General features: G+C 58.2%; 12 protein-coding genes. 7 read left to right on the top strand and 5 right to left on the bottom strand.

What is annotated here, in order from left to right:
- Positions 1–49: 49 nt before the first annotated feature.
- Together BLW70_RS09265 and BLW70_RS09260 are read left to right on the top strand one after the other, a co-directional pair.
- A complete protein-coding gene (locus tag BLW70_RS09265) occupies positions 50–1105 on the top strand; it encodes an alpha-xenorhabdolysin family binary toxin subunit A (RefSeq protein ID WP_074873714.1) in 1056 nt (351 codons plus the stop codon).
- A gap of 32 nt (positions 1106–1137) precedes the next feature.
- Positions 1138–2139 (top strand): alpha-xenorhabdolysin family binary toxin subunit B, encoded by a 1002-nt coding sequence (locus BLW70_RS09260; RefSeq protein ID WP_074873713.1) that lies wholly within the window; start codon positions 1138–1140, stop codon positions 2137–2139.
- A 41-nt stretch (positions 2140–2180) separates the two neighbouring features.
- Here BLW70_RS09260 and BLW70_RS09255 read toward each other — a convergent pair whose 3' ends face one another.
- Positions 2181–2933: a tetratricopeptide repeat protein gene (locus tag BLW70_RS09255; protein WP_074873712.1), complete on the bottom strand. Its 753-nt coding sequence runs from the start codon at positions 2931–2933 to the stop codon at positions 2181–2183.
- Complete coding sequence (locus tag BLW70_RS09250) at positions 2930–3610, bottom strand: Fe2+-dependent dioxygenase (RefSeq protein WP_074873711.1); 681 nt, start codon at positions 3608–3610, stop codon at positions 2930–2932. The genes BLW70_RS09255 and BLW70_RS09250 overlap by 4 nt, the downstream gene beginning before the upstream one ends.
- Before the next feature lie 205 nt (positions 3611–3815).
- Here BLW70_RS09250 and BLW70_RS09245 point away from each other — a divergent pair, with 205 nt between their 5' ends.
- Both BLW70_RS09245 and BLW70_RS09240 read left to right on the top strand, forming a co-directional pair.
- A complete protein-coding gene (locus BLW70_RS09245) occupies positions 3816–6077 on the top strand; it encodes a TonB-dependent receptor (protein ID WP_074873709.1) in 2262 nt (753 codons plus the stop codon).
- Positions 6078–6314: 237 nt separating this feature from the next.
- The gene (locus tag BLW70_RS09240) at positions 6315–8843 is read left to right on the top strand and encodes a PepSY domain-containing protein (protein WP_074873706.1); all 2529 of its coding nucleotides are present in this window, start codon (positions 6315–6317) and stop codon (positions 8841–8843) included.
- Between the two features lie 79 nt (positions 8844–8922).
- On the opposite strand, the gene BLW70_RS30140 is transcribed toward BLW70_RS09240, so the two are convergent.
- Both BLW70_RS30140 and BLW70_RS09235 read right to left on the bottom strand, forming a co-directional pair.
- The gene (locus tag BLW70_RS30140; protein WP_139273373.1) at positions 8923–9339 is read right to left on the bottom strand and encodes a hypothetical protein; all 417 of its coding nucleotides are present in this window, start codon (positions 9337–9339) and stop codon (positions 8923–8925) included.
- A 140-nt stretch (positions 9340–9479) separates the two neighbouring features.
- Complete coding sequence (locus tag BLW70_RS09235) at positions 9480–11021, bottom strand: alkaline phosphatase D family protein (protein WP_074873704.1); 1542 nt, start codon at positions 11019–11021, stop codon at positions 9480–9482.
- A 330-nt stretch (positions 11022–11351) separates the two neighbouring features.
- On the opposite strand from BLW70_RS09235, the gene BLW70_RS31270 reads away from it, so the two are divergent.
- From BLW70_RS31270 to BLW70_RS09225, 3 genes are read left to right on the top strand one after another with little or no spacing between them, the layout of a single operon-like run.
- Positions 11352–11477: a hypothetical protein gene (locus BLW70_RS31270; protein ID WP_268877118.1), complete on the top strand. Its 126-nt coding sequence runs from the start codon at positions 11352–11354 to the stop codon at positions 11475–11477.
- Between the two features lie 15 nt (positions 11478–11492).
- Positions 11493–12677, top strand: coding sequence for an S-type pyocin domain-containing protein (locus tag BLW70_RS09230; RefSeq protein WP_083383354.1), 1185 nt, complete (start codon positions 11493–11495; stop codon positions 12675–12677).
- 7 nt (positions 12678–12684) lie between these two features.
- Positions 12685–12939 carry a bacteriocin immunity protein gene (locus tag BLW70_RS09225; RefSeq protein WP_074873702.1) on the top strand — a complete coding sequence of 85 codons (255 nt, stop codon included), beginning with the start codon at positions 12685–12687 and terminating at the stop codon, positions 12937–12939.
- A gap of 172 nt (positions 12940–13111) precedes the next feature.
- Here BLW70_RS09225 and BLW70_RS09220 read toward each other — a convergent pair whose 3' ends face one another.
- A complete protein-coding gene (locus BLW70_RS09220; RefSeq protein ID WP_074873700.1) occupies positions 13112–14851 on the bottom strand; it encodes a PTS fructose-like transporter subunit IIB in 1740 nt (579 codons plus the stop codon).
- Between the last annotated feature and the right edge of the window lies 1 nt (position 14852).

Raw genomic sequence — 14852 nt, 5'->3', positions numbered from 1 at the left:
ATCACGATTAGCCTGCGAACTCACAACACACTTTAAAAGGAATTAAAAAGTGCAAACGAGCTCAACCAAGCTGATTACAAAAAACGACATCCAGAAAATCAAGAACTACATAGCGACGGCAAAAGCTCTGCCCCGCACGATTGAAGCCGTCGAAAACCAACTACAAGCCAAAAGCACCAACATTGTCGGCCTTGAACCTTATGACATTGTCGAACTCAATCACACAATCATTAACAACGCCAACTCGTGGAATGATATCGAATCGTCCATGAAACGAGTTGGTGGCAGCCTGGCAACATTTTCGGAAGACCTGGAAAGTTTCGGCCAGGAGATTATCGACGCCATCGTGAGCATGCCCGGTTATGTAAATTATGTCGGCACGATCAGCACGCTTACTGAAGAAGAAATCAATAGCCTGCCCCCCCTGGAAATCGGGAAGACGGAGAAAATACGATTTGGCTCTATTCGAGAGTCACTGGTATTTATTGCCAACTCCATTGACGAGAAGAAACTGAACAATCAGGACATTGTATTGCGTTTGCAGTACTTCAAGACTGAACTCAACGATAAAGTGGCCATTGGCATCGGCAGCAAGATGAAACTGGCCAATACAAGTGAAATCAATCGGCAGATTACCGATCTGAACCTGGCTATCGACAAAGCGCAGGCACTTCTTGATGAGAAGCTTCGAGAAGCCGAACCTGGTTTCTTCACACATGTGTTTGCTGTAATGAGCCCTTATCCGCAAGGAATTTATCAATTTGCGAAACTCCATACACTTAAATACATAATCCCTCTAATCAATCAACGAGATTTACTGGTCGAGCAGGTTAAACAAAAAGACATTCTCGCCGGCACTCTCCTGCTGCTAAGCACCGACCTGGAGAGCCTATTGCTATACGTAGAAGGCGCAATCCAAAGCACATCGCAACTTGAAACATTGTGGATTTCGATCTCCGAATACATCAACGCGTCGCAAAACAAAATAATGGGCATGAATGACTTTCTGACCCTCAGGAGTTTCGTATCGAGTTTACGAGTGGTTCTGAAAAACTGGAAAACCATTCAAAACAATGCCAACGCGCTTATTAGCGCATTCGAATAACCTTCATAAAACTAACGAAAAAGGATTTCTTTATGACACTCGCTACTTACATACTTCCCGACCTGACGAATATTCGCAACAGCCGCGAGGCGATCCGTTATCAAGCCCTCGTGGGCTCTGCCAACTTGTACATCAAAGCGTTGGGTGATGAACTGATCGGTCTCAATAGTGCCCTCAGCAAAGCAGATCAACTGGTCGCCAACGCCATCACTTCAGTAATCACGGCGCTGGAAAGCGATGACTTGCGCGAGACCCTGCATGCCCTGAGCGCTTTGAAAGAGCGCCAACCAGACACGCAAACTCAAAGCACAATCGAGAGCTATTCGAAAATTACCAGTCAACTGATGGAGCTTTGCACTGATAAAATCTCGCAACTGCACGCAAGCCTGGAAGACGGCGTATTCAATGTGCAGAGCGCGAGCATCAGCAACAACCGCTTCAGGCTCGCTGAACTTGCCGATGCAAGAGTTCAACTGGAACAGCAACACAGTACCGAACAAGTACCGCTTGCCGAGCTGATTGCTGATCTGGCCGTGCTCAACGAAGCGATCAAGGAGTTCGAGAAGCTGACATTCATCGACCGACTCAAGCCACTGCTGGAGCAATTGAAGTCGTTGATCGGCAATAAACCGGCAACCCCTCAGAGCGCCGCGCTGGAAGGCGGCGTGATAGTTGCCACCAAGTTTCTGGACGAGGCCAACGAGCTGATCAAATACCAGAGTCTGACCAAGGCTCGGGGCATCATTCAGACCCGCATCTCGCAGCGTGAGGAACGGGTATCGTCTCTGGCAAGACAGTTGCGCGATAATGACGACAGGACCCGCCAGTTGAATGACACCCAGAAAGTCATTCCCCATCAACAGACTTATGTCAGTGAAACCAACAAGCTGATCGATTCGCTGTATGCCTTTCTCGACACCGTCCTGTATGCGCCCCGCGATGAAATCCTGGCTCGCGGCGAACTCATGCTCAAGAACAGTCAAGCACTGCACAGTTACATGAGTAAGCTCCAGGGACGCTGGCTGCGCGGTTGATCGCCGTCCGTTGCCCTTTACTACAAGATAGGGGGCACGGTCTAAGCACCCAGTAACGCCATTCGCTGCCGGCAGGCTTGGGCCATGGAGCGAATGGCCGGATGTGGGGAAGCAAGCAGCGACTCGCTGCTGACACGAAGAAACGGCAAGTTACCTGCGGTCAATGCGTCCCCCAGCCACTTGAGTGCCTCTTCAAAACGCCCCTCATCCGCCAATACCGCCGCAAAACTGAACTGCCCGCGAAAATCCCCTCCCTCGGCCGAACGTCGATACCAGTCACGCGCCGCTGCCGAGTCCGCCGGGCACACCAAGCCTTCTTCCAGATAACGCCCGAGTAGATTCATCGATTTGGCGTGACCCGCTTCAGCGGCACGCTGATACAACGCCAGCGCCTGAATCTGATCCACCGCCACACCGCGTCCGGTCGCCAGCAGATTGGCGAGGTTGTACATCGCCCAGTCCAGACCGGCCTCGGCGGCGATTCGATAATGCCTCGCTGCAACCGCAGCATCCGCCACACATCCCCAACCATGCTCATGACAACGCCCGAGCATGTTGCGCGCCATCAAGTGCCCGCCCTGGGCGGCGATCTCGAACCAGCGCAAGGCCAGCGGCTGATCCTGCTCGATGCCCTGCCCATCCAGAAGAATCTGCCCGAGCAAGGCCTGGGCATCGAGTACACCTTCGCGGGCGGCGATCAGAATCGCCTGCGCAGCGCGCCCCGGGCTTTCCTCGAGCATGGCTTTAAGACGGTCACCGTCGAGGACTTCCTCGCGGCGCAGTTGATAACTCATACCTCGACCCAGCGACGCAACAGGTTGTGATACGTGCCGGTGAGGCGAATCAGCGAAGGGTGGTCGGGCATGTCTTGGGTCAGTTGCTGGATCGCCCCATCCATCTCGAACAGCAAGGCACGCTGGCTGTCTTCGCGGATCAGGCTTTGGGTCCAGAAGAACGAAGCGTAGCGAGTGCCGCGTGTCACGGCGTTGACTTTGTGCAGGCTGGTGCCGGGGTACAGAACCATGTCGCCGGCCGGCAACTTCACCCGTTGGGTGCCGTAGGTGTCCTGGATTTCCAGTTCGCCGCCGTCGTAGTCGTCCGGTTCGCTGAAGAACAGGGTGGCCGACAAATCGGTGCGCACCCGCTCGATGCTGCCCTTGGGCTGGCGCACGGCATTGTCGATGTGAAAGTCGAAACTGCCGCCCGCCGTGTAACAGTTCAGCAACGGAGGAAAGACCTTGTGCGGTAACGCGGCGGACATGAACAGCGGATTTTTCCACAGCCGTTCCAGCATCGCCGCGCCGATTTCCTTGGCCAGCGGATGACCTTCCGGCAATTGCAGATTGTGCTTGGCCTTGGCCGACTGGTAGCCGGCGGTGATTTTGCCATCGGCCCAATCTGCCTGTTCCAGAGCCTCGCGAATGCGCTGCACTTCTTCTTTCGCGAACACGCCGGGAATGTGCAGCAGCATGGGATGACACCTGAAGGCAAAGGGGTGCCAATGGTATTGATTCTTATTGCCCGTGTAAAACACCGTGACGAACGAGACAGCAAAAACCGTAAGGGTAAATTGTAAAGAATGTAAATTTGTCGCGAATAGTAACGTTTCGCAATTGATACAAATAACTGTTTACCCTATATTCCGCGGCCTCAAATCCTTGGGGAGGGGAATTCTCATGTCACGCCAACAATCACAATTACCGGTCAGTTCACCGCGTTTGCTCGCGTCTGCAATTGGCGTGGCGATCACTGCCGGCTCTGCGGGCCATATGGCTTTCGCGGCTGAAAAGACTGACGAAAAAGCACCGGGCAACGTGATTTCCCTGGGCGCTACCGCTATCAACGGTGAAGCCCAGGACGAGACCTCCTACAAGACCGATACCTCGGCCAACAAGAAATACACCGCGCCGCTGCGTGAAACGCCGAAAACCGTCACCGTGATTCCGCAACAAGTGATTCGCGACACGGGCGCCACCAGTCTGGTCGATGCGCTGCGTACCACACCGGGTATCACGTTCGGTGCCGGTGAAGGCGGCAACCCGGCCGGCGATCGCCCGATCATTCGCGGCTTCAACGCAGAAAGCGATGTGTTCATCGACGGCATGCGCGACCCGGCCTCCCAGAGCCGCGAGATCTTCAACGTAGAATCGATCGAAGTCAGCAAAGGCCCGGGATCAGCCTTCACCGGCGCCGGTTCCACCGGTGGCAGCCTGAACCTGGTGAGCAAGACCGCCAAGCTCGGTAATGCCTACAACGGCGGCTTCACCTGGGGCTCGGACCAGACCAAGCGCACCACCCTCGACCTGAACCAGCAGATGACCGACACCTCGGCCTTTCGTCTGAACCTGATGAAACACGAAGCCAACGTCGCCGGCCGTGATGCCGTGGACGTCAGCCGTTGGGGCGTGGCACCGTCCTTCGCGTTCGGCCTGGGTACCGACACCCGCCTGACCGTCGGTTACTACCACGTCGAAACCGACGACATGCCCGACTACGGCCTGCCGTTGTCCTTGAGCCCCAACCGCAGCAAGTACAACGTCGATAAACCTGTGCATGTCGATCGCGACAACTTCTATGGCCTCACCGGTCGCGACTATCGCCAGACCAGCAATGACAGCGGCACCATCGAGATCGAACACGATCTGAACGATAACCTGACCGTGTCGAACAGCTTCCGCATGTCCCGTTCCACGCTCGATTACATCGTCACCAACCCGGACGACAGCAAGGGCAACGCGGCACTGGGCAGCGTGTATCGCGGCGCGAAAAGTCGTAACTCGACGTCCAGCGGCTGGATCAACCAGACCGACCTGAGTGCAAAATTCAACACCGGCGCCATCGAGCACAGTCTGGTGACCGGCCTTGAGTTTTCCTATCAGGACACCCACAACCGCCCGTACATCCTGACCTCGACCGCCAGCGGCACCCGCTGCAACCGTGCCCTGTTCAACTCCGGCGACTGCACCAGCCTGCAGAACCCGACGCCAGGGGATCACTGGAACGGCTCGATCACCGACAGCGCCGCGTTCACCGACACCGACACCAAAACCGCTGCGGCCTACGTGTTCGACACGCTGAAGTTCAACGAACAATGGTCCCTGAACCTGGGCCTGCGTTACGACAACTATCAGGTCAAATCCAGCGGCCACGCCAACGCCAGCAGCACCGTGCCAGCGAACGATTTCTCCCGTGAGAACACCAGCGACCTGGTCAACTACCAGATCGGCGTGGTCTACAACCCGTTGCCTAACGGCAGCATCTACGCGGCCTACTCCACCTCCAGCAACCCGTCCGGTGAAACCAGCGGCAACGGTGGCCTGGAACTGGCGGCGAACAACAGTGATCTGGACCCGGAAAAGAACCGCAACTACGAGATCGGTACCAAGTGGGACTTCTTTGGTGACGACCTGTCGCTGACCGCCGCACTGTTCCGCACCGAGAAAACCAATGCGCGGATGAACGATCCGGATGGCGCCACCACGCAAGTGCTGGACGGCGAGCAGCGGGTAAATGGCGTGGAGCTGAGCTACAGCGGCAAACTGACCCGTAACTGGAGAGTCTTCGGCGGCTACACCTACATGGAAAGCGAAGTGGTCAAAACCACCCTCGCCGCCGATGAAGGCAACCACATGCCAAGCACCCCACGGAACAACTTCACGTTCTGGTCGACCTACGACCTGGTGCCGGACAAGTTGACCGTCGGCGCCGGTGCCACGTTCGTCGACTCGCAGTTCGGCAACATCGCCAACTCGGTGGAGATCCCGTCCTACTGGCGCTACGACGCAATGGCCAGCTATGCGCTGACCAAGAACGTCGACCTGCAACTCAACGTGCAGAACCTGACCGACAAACGTTACTTCGACCAAGTGTTCCAGACGCACTACGCCCACGTGGCGGCGGGTCGCACTGCCCTGCTGAGCGCCAACTTCCACTTCTGATCCTGTGGGAGCGAGCCTGCTCGCGATGACGCCGGCACATTCAACATTGATGTTGGCTGACACACCGTCATCGCGAGCAAGCTGTGCTCCTACATGCGTGCGGATGGAAGCTGAAATCAGGGAAGGCCCCGTTCATCCAGGTGAACGGGGCTTTTGTGCGCAAGAAAGAATCTTTCTCGACAACCCACGGCATAATGCGCGCCGTGATCATATTTTCGAACGAACAAGGCGAGTGACGTGTTGAAGAAAACCCTGTTCCAGTTGCACTGGTTTTTCGGCATCAGCGCCGGACTGGTCCTGGCCCTGATGGGCATCACCGGGGCGACGGTATCGTTTCAGGATGAAATCCTGCGCGCGCTGAACCCTTCTGTGTTGCAGGTCGAAAAGCAGGTCGCTGGCGTCCTGCCGCCCGCCGAACTGGTGGAAAAAATCGAAGGCGCCTCGGGCAAGAAAGTCTCGATGCTCTGGGTCGAGACCGACAGCGGCAACGCCGCGCGCGTGATCTTTACCCCGCCACCGGGCGAACGACGTGGGCAGATGCGCTACTTCGACCCGTACACCGCCGAGTTCATGGGCGATGCCACTGGCCAGGATTTCTTCGGCCTGATGCTGCAACTGCACCGCTTCCTCGCCATGGGCGATACCGGTCGGCAAATCACCGGCGCATGCACGCTGATTCTCGTGTTCTTCTGCCTGTCCGGTCTGTACCTGCGCTGGCCGCGTCAGTGGAAAAGCTGGCGTGCCTGGCTGACCCTCGACTGGAAGAAAAAAGGCCGCAGCTTCAACTGGGATCTGCACTCGGTGGCCGGTACCTGGTGCCTGGTGTTTTACCTCCTGGCCGCGCTCACCGGTTTGTCCTGGTCCTATGAGTGGTACAACAAGGGCCTGACCCGACTGCTTTCCGACTCGCCGCAGAACGAGCGCGCCCGCAGCGGTCGCGGTCCTGCGCCAAGCGGCCCGGCGCCCACCGCCGATTACGCCGCGATGTGGAGCAGCATCTACAGCGCTGCCGGTCCGGCACTGAGCGCCTACAACATCCGCATGCCGCCCGTGGCCGGAAAACCCGCCACCGTGTTCTATCTGTTGAACAGCTCGCCCCACGACCGCGCGCTGAACCAGATCACGATGGACCCGGCGACCGGTATCGTCGCGCGGCATGATCGCTACAGTGACAAGAGCCTCAAGGCGCAACTGCTGACCAGCATTTACGCGCTGCACGTCGGCAGCTATTTCGGAATCATCGGGCGGATCATCCTGACGTTCAGCTCGCTGACGATGCCGCTGTTTTTCATCACGGGCTGGTTGTTGTACCTCGATCGCCGGCGCAAGAAAAAGCAGATCAAGGATGCCCGCAACGGCCTCGCGCAACCGGGTAGCGACACGCCGGCATGGCTGATCGGCTTCGCCAGCCAGAGCGGCTTTGCCGAGCAACTGGCATGGCAGACCGCCGGGCAATTGCAGGCTGCGGGCCTGCCGGTGAAGGTGCAGCCGCTGGCGGACGTCAGCGAGCAAGACTTGCGTGATTCCAGCAATGCGTTGTTCGTCGTCAGCACCTTCGGCGACGGCGAAGCGCCGGACAGCGCCCGAGGGTTTGAGCGCAAAGTGCTGGGGCGGACGTTGAGTCTGGAAAGCCTGAACTACGCCGTGCTCGGCCTCGGTGATCGGCAGTATCAGCACTTCTGCGGTTTCGCCCGACGCTTGCACACCTGGCTGGGCGAGCACGGCGGCAAGACCCTGTTCGCGCCGGTGGAGGTCGACAGCGGCGACCCTTACGCCTTGCGTCACTGGCAGCAGCAACTGGGCTTGCTGACCGGGCAGGCGCCCGTGGACACCTGGCAAGCGCCAAGCTATGACAACTGGACCCTGACCCGCCGTGATTTGCTCAACCCTGACAGCAGCGGTTCGGGCGTTTACCTGCTCGGTCTCACCGCCCCCACCACCAGCAGCTGGCTGGCCGGTGACCTGGTGGAAGTGTTGCCGCGCAATTGTCCGTGGGCGATCGAACATTTCCTCGATGGCCTCGGCATTGACGGTCGGGCGATGGTTGCGCTCGATGGCCTGTCGCAATCGCTGGAACAAGCCCTCGCCAGTCGACAACTGCCGGAAAACAGAGCTCACCTGGTCGGCCTGCATGCCCAGGCGCTGGTGGATGCGCTGGTGCCCCTGGCCATGCGCGAATATTCCATCGCCTCGATCGCCGCCGATGGCATCCTCGAACTGATCGTGCGCCAGGAACTGCACCCCGACGGCAGCGTGGGCGTCGGCTCCGGCTGGCTGACCGAACACGCCCCGGTGGGCGGCACCATCAGTTTGCGTGTGCGGCGCAACAGCGGTTTCCACCTGCCGGTCGAACCGGTGCCGATGATCCTGCTGGGCAATGGCACCGGCCTGGCCGGGCTGCGCAGTTTGCTCAAGGCGCGGATCGCCGATGGCCAGCAACGTCATTGGCTGTTGTTCGGCGAACGCAATCGCGAGCATGACTACCTGTGTCGCGATGAGCTTGAGGAGTGGTTGATTTCGGGGGATCTGGAGCGGCTGGACCTGGCGTTCTCGCGGGATCAGGCCGAGAAGATCTACGTGCAGGATCGACTGCGCGAGTCGGCGGGCGAGTTGAAAAAATGGCTGGCCGAGGGTGCGGTCATCTACATCTGCGGCAGCCTGCAAGGGATGGCTTCAGGCGTGGATCACGTACTCAACGAAATACTCGGAATTGCAGAGGTCGACCGGTTGATCGAGCAGGGCCGTTATCGGCGGGACGTATACTGAATTCACAAAGCATTCGATGAACATCCTGACGTCACGTTAACAACATGGCGTCAGGATAGAAGCCTGCTCAAATAAAAACTCAAGGTGACTTTAATAGATCGCTGCCTGTTGATCGTTTACTTAGCCGCTTATTGAGCTCTTCGATCTTTTCAGCACTTAGGCATTGAACTTTCGAACAATTGTTGTTCAGACGGCACATCTCGTTGCAATCAATGGGCGCCATCTGTTCCGGGCCATCAACGACACATTGATCGCTAGTGCCACTTTGATATGCGCCATTACGATCATTATCCTTCCCCACAAAAACACAAAGCACTTCCGCTCGTCCTATAGGGATAATATCGCAATAATAAGCCCCGACCATACCCCAATTCCCATTACACAAACCAGCGTTGGTTTCATTGGCATCTTTGCAGGCCGTAAGAAAAAGCGTACAGAGGACCAGCGATACAACGGCCGTCCATATTGATCTTTGTTGTGCACGAATAAGTTTCATCGGCTGTTACCCGGTTGATTTTGGGTTCAGCCTATATAAAACCCACCAAAAAACACCTGTAAAAAATGACAGGCAACTATACTGATTAGCTATATGACGGGGGATTTAAACTAAAGAAACCGATGGAACAATACCTCCCCCTACACCGGTTGCACTTTCTGCTCAAACACCCCAACCCCATCCAGATCCCGCAACACCACACTCATCTCCCCCGTCTGCCCATCAATATTCACCTCACCAAAAAACTGAAACCCGGCAAACGGCGAGGTGTTCTGTGCCGGAGGTGCTTTCTCGAACACCACCTGCGGACCAAAGGTCTTATCCAGCGAATCAGGCCCGAAACTCCCCGCATTCAAAGGCCCGGCGACAAACTCCCAGAACGGTTCGAAATCCTGAAATGCCGCTCGATCCGGGTGGTAATGGTGCGCGGCGCAGTAATGCACATCCGCCGTCAGCCAGACAAAATTGCGCACCTGCTGCGCCCTCAGAAAACCGAGCAATTCGGCGATTTCCATTTCACGCCCCTGGGCCGGTCCCGGCTCGCCATTGGCCACGGCTTCCCAACGCGTCACGCCAGGGCTGACTTCACCGTCCGGTACGCCGAGGCCAATCGGCATATCAGCAGCGATGACTTTCCACTGGGCCTTGGAGGCCTTCAACTCACGTTTGAGCCAGTCCAGTTGTTCACGACCCAGGAACGGTTTGGCGGCGCCCAGATTGTCGTCATTGGCCCCGCGATAACTGCGCATGTCGAGCACGAACACATCGAGCAACGGACCGTAACCGAGCTTGCGATAAATCCGCCCACCGCCATCGGCGCTCTGCAACCGCATCGGTGCATATTCGAGCCAGGCCTGACGCGCGCGACCGACCAGGCTGTGGATATCTTTACTCTTGTAGCGCTCATCCAGTTGCTTGCCCGGCGACCAGTTGTTGACCACTTCATGGTCGTCCCACTGCCAGATCTGCGGAACCTCGGCATTGAAGCGGCGGATGTTTTCGTCCATCAGGTTGTAGCGGTAATTGCCGCGATAATCGTCGAGGGTTTCGGCGACTTTGCTCTTGGCTTCAGAGGTGATGTTGCGCCACACGCGGCCGCTCTCTGTGGTGAGCTGCGCAGGTATCGGACCGTCGGCGTAGATGGTGTCGCCGCTGTGGATAAAGAAGTCTGGCAGGCGCAAACGCATGGCTTCGTAGATGCGCATGCCGCCGATGTCCGGGTTAATGCCGAAGCCCTGGCCGGCGGTGTCGCCGCTCCAGACGAAACGGAGGTCGCGACGGGTTTGCGGCACGCTGCGCAGATGGCCGAACCACGGTTCGCTGGCGACGCCGCTCTGGGCGTCTTCGAAGTGCACGCGGTAGAAAATCGCCTGGCCCGCGGGCAGGCCGGTGAGTTCGACACGGGCCGTGAAATCGGTATCGGACACGGCCAACGGCGAGACAAAACGACGGGGATTGCTGAACAGGCTGCGGGTGTCCCATTCCACCACCATGCGCGCAGGGCGATCGCAGCGGCTCCAGATCATCGCCCGGTCACCCAGCACGTCGCCGGACTGCACGCCATCGGTGAGTTGCGGCCGATCCTTGACCGAGGCAATGACGGCCGGCGCCAGGCCCGGCAACAACAGCCCGGCCCCCACGGCTTGCATGACACGCCGGCGGCCAAGGTCGAATTCGCTCATGGTGCTCTCCCTGAAAAAGGAAAACTAAAGCATGGCTGGATGACTCAGGCATGACATAGAAATCAGCCAACACCACAAATCCCTTGTGGGAGCGGGCTTGCTCGCGAAAGCGGTGCAACAGTCACTACTTTCGTTGAATGTTAAACCCTGTGGGAGCATGGCTTGCCCGCGATGAAGGATAACGCGGTCATGCTGACTCGCCACCAAAACCCCTGCAACACCAAGAAATAGGAAATTTCAGCGCCGCTTTTAGGAAACGTCCTAACGCCAATACCCGAGCGCCCTGGATAAGTTCGAGGCTGCTCCGGACACACGCGAAAAAGGACGCCTATGGCACGCGACAAGGACATCCCGCAAGTCTGGGAACACAGCACTGGTGGCGGCGGCTCGGGCATTGGATACCGTTACCTGCGAGACATGACCCCGGCTGAGTTAGCCGAGCGTGAGGCGAGGTAAAAGACTTACGACGACATGCTCGCCCGGCAACAGGCTTATGAAGATCGCATCTTCAAAGAAGTCGAACAGAGCAAACAGTTCGCCACACGAGGCTGCGTATTCGCCAAAAGCTGCAACCTCCCCGACGGCGTCATCAATCACGACAACCCCGCCGGGTTTGTCCCCGTCGAGAAACTGGCTGACTACGGGTTGTGGGCCGTGCTTGGCACCGGCGCAGCGATTACCGCCGAAGGTGCACCGCTCAAATGGGCAGCCAGCTCAGCAACGGGCAACATCTTGGCGCAACGTCTTGGCGGTTCGCTCGCCCTTGCCTTGACTGGTTCGGCGGTGACGGCGGGTGCCGCGACAGGAACCGTGGCGCTACTGATGCCGAACACCCTTTCGCCCGACAGTGCTTTCTACAAAAACGAGCAATACGCGCTGTTGGAGAAGGGACGAACTCGCGTCCGTGTGAACGTGAAGACGTTGCCCGACGGTTCCGTCAGCGCTTACGGTTTCTACACTGGAGGGAAGAAGGACTGGGAATTCGTCACGGTCATCAAGGCCAAACAGGAAGGTGAAAAGTTCGTCGCCGACCTCGGCAACGGCATTGGCCTGATCTGGACGCCCGCGGCAGATCCTGACGACGCCCCGAAGATCCCTGCCCTGGAGGGCGCCCCGCCGCTGCCGACGATCTGGGTGTACCCGCCCACCGAACAGGCCGACAAGATCCTGGTAAACCCGGAGCATCCGCCCGAGTATCAGGATGCGATCGTCTGGTTTCCTGCGGATGCCGGGCTTGAGCCGATTTACATCGTGCTCAACGCCCGGTATGAGCCGGGTGGCGTTACGGGGGTGGGTGAGGATGTGGCAGGGATTTGGCTTGCTGGGGCGAACGCTGGATTAGGTGCACCAATCCCGACACGAATTGCAGATGCACTGCGAGGGCGTGAATTTAAAAACTTCAACCAATTCAGAACTGCATTCTGGACAGCCGTAAGGAATGACCCGGCGCTTTTCAGCCAGTTTAATGAAGACGCTCAAGACCGTTTAATTTCAGGTAATGCCCCCGCTGTTCGTGAGAAAGAGGCTGTTGGAAACCGGGGTACTTTCGAGATACACCACGTCGAACGAATTGCCGATGGTGGCGCAGTCTACGACGTTGATAACTTAAGAGTGAACACCCCTAAGAACCATATCAACCAGCACAGGACGAAGTAGGCACACCATGCCAAACATTTCCGATTACACCGAGGCAGAGTTTATTAGCTTCATTCAAAAGATTCGTGCCATCAACAAAGTGGGCTCAGACGAAGAACTTGGCGAGTTGCTGGCGCAGTTCAGAAAGCTTACCGGCCACCCAGATGGCACTGACCTAATGTTCTATCCGGAACCCGGGCAGGATAATTCCGCCGAGGGCGTGACACGGACAGTGAAGGAATGGCGTGCGGCCCAGGGCTTACCTGGATTTAAAGAAAAATGAAGCATGGCGACGTTACCCAGACATGACACAGAAATCTGCCGGTGCAGCAGATCCCTTGTGAAGCGGCGGTGCGGCGATCCGACTTACTCGCGAACGCGGTCTAACAGCCAACATATTTGCTGAATGTAAGTCCGCCATCGCGAGCAAGCTCGGCTCCTACAAGGGATAGGTATCAGGCGCTGACGGGCTCTATTGCCAGTTCAACTACTTCGGGCCGCTTGACCACCGCATACACCACCGCCGTCAGCAAACTCCCGGCCACGATCGCCAGCAAATACAGCAGCGCATGGTTGATCGCATTCGGGATCGCCAGTACGAACAACCCGCCGTGCGGCGCCATCAGTTTGCAGCCGAAATACATCGACAACGCACCGGTCAGCGCACCACCGGCGATGCTCGCCGGGATCACCCGCAGTGGGTCTTTCGCGGCAAACGGAATCGCGCCTTCGGAGATGAAGCACAGCCCCAACACCAACGCCGCTTTACCGGCTTCGCGTTCGGTCTGGGCGAACTTGCGCCGCGCAATAAACGTAGCGATGCCCAGGCCAATCGGCGGCACCATGCCGGCCGCCATGGTCGCGGCCATCGGTGCATAACTTTGCGACGCCAGCAGCCCCACCGAGAACGCATACGCGGCTTTGTTGATCGGCCCGCCAAGGTCGACGCACATCATCGCGCCCAGCAGCACACCGAGCAGAATCGCATTGGTGGTGCCCATGCTGTCGAGGAAGTGCGTGAGGCCTTCGAGCATCCCGGCCACCGGTTTGCCGACCACGTAGATCATCACCAGGCCGGTGAACAGACTCGCCAGCAACGGGATGATCAGGATTGGTTTGAGCGCCTCAAGACTTTGCGGCAAGCGCGCATAACGGTTGATCGCCTGCGCCGCGTAACCGGCGATGAAACCGGCAATGATCCCGCCGATAAAACCGGCGCCCAGGGTGCTTGCCAGCATGCCGCCAATCATCCCCGGCGCCAGGCCCGGACGGTCGGCGATCGAGTAGGCGATGTACCCCGCCAGCAGCGGCACCATCAGCTTGAACGCGGTCTCGCCGCCGATCTGCATCAGCGCCGCCGCGAGGGTACCTTCCTCCTTGAATGCGGTGATGCCGAACACGAACGACAAGGCGATCATCAAACCGCCTGCCACCACCATCGGCAGCATGAACGACACGCCGGTCAGCAGGTGTTTGTAGACGCCGGTCTTCTCTTGCTTGGCCGGGCCTTTGGCACCGCTTGCAGCGGTTTCCTGCGTGCCTTCGGCCAGCGCTTTATTCAGCGTCGCTTCGGCTTGTTTGAGGGCGATGCCGGTGCCGCAACGGTAAATCTTCTTGCCGGCAAAACGCTCGGTGGCGACTTCGATATCGCAGGCCAGCAGCACCACGTCCGCATCGGCAATTGCCGCGGAGCTCAACGGATTGCGCGCACCGACCGAGCCCTGGGTTTCCACTTGCAGGTCGTAGCCCAGACGCTTGGCCGCTTGCTGCAAGGCTTCAGCGGCCATGAAGGTGTGAGCGACGCCGGTCGGGCACGCGGTAATCGCGACCAGACGCGGAACGTTTTTCACGACGGCAGCAGGTTCGGCCACGGCTTCAGGAGCGACGTAAACCTGAGCCTCTTCAGCACCGCGACGCAGCACCGCTTCGACATCTTGCAGGGCTTGCGCCGGGGTACTCTGGAACACCCGCTTGCCGACGAATCGCGACATATCCACCGGTGTGCTGGTCACCAGCAATACCCACTCGGCCGCCTCGATCGTGGCCGCCGACAATTGGCGTTCAGGGTGCGCGGCATCGTTGACTTCGACGCTGGTGCTCCAGCCCTGACGCTGGGCCGCCGCGTCGAGCAAGCGGGCGCACAGCACACTGGTAACCATGCCGTTCGGGCAGGCCGTAACAATGGCTAACTTCATG

The sequence above is a fragment of the Pseudomonas frederiksbergensis genome (assembly GCF_900105495.1).
In the GTDB taxonomy this organism is placed as follows: Bacteria; Pseudomonadota; Gammaproteobacteria; order Pseudomonadales; family Pseudomonadaceae; genus Aquipseudomonas; species Aquipseudomonas frederiksbergensis.
Note: the sequence above shows the minus strand (reverse complement) of the source record. Positions and strands in the feature narration are given on the sequence as shown.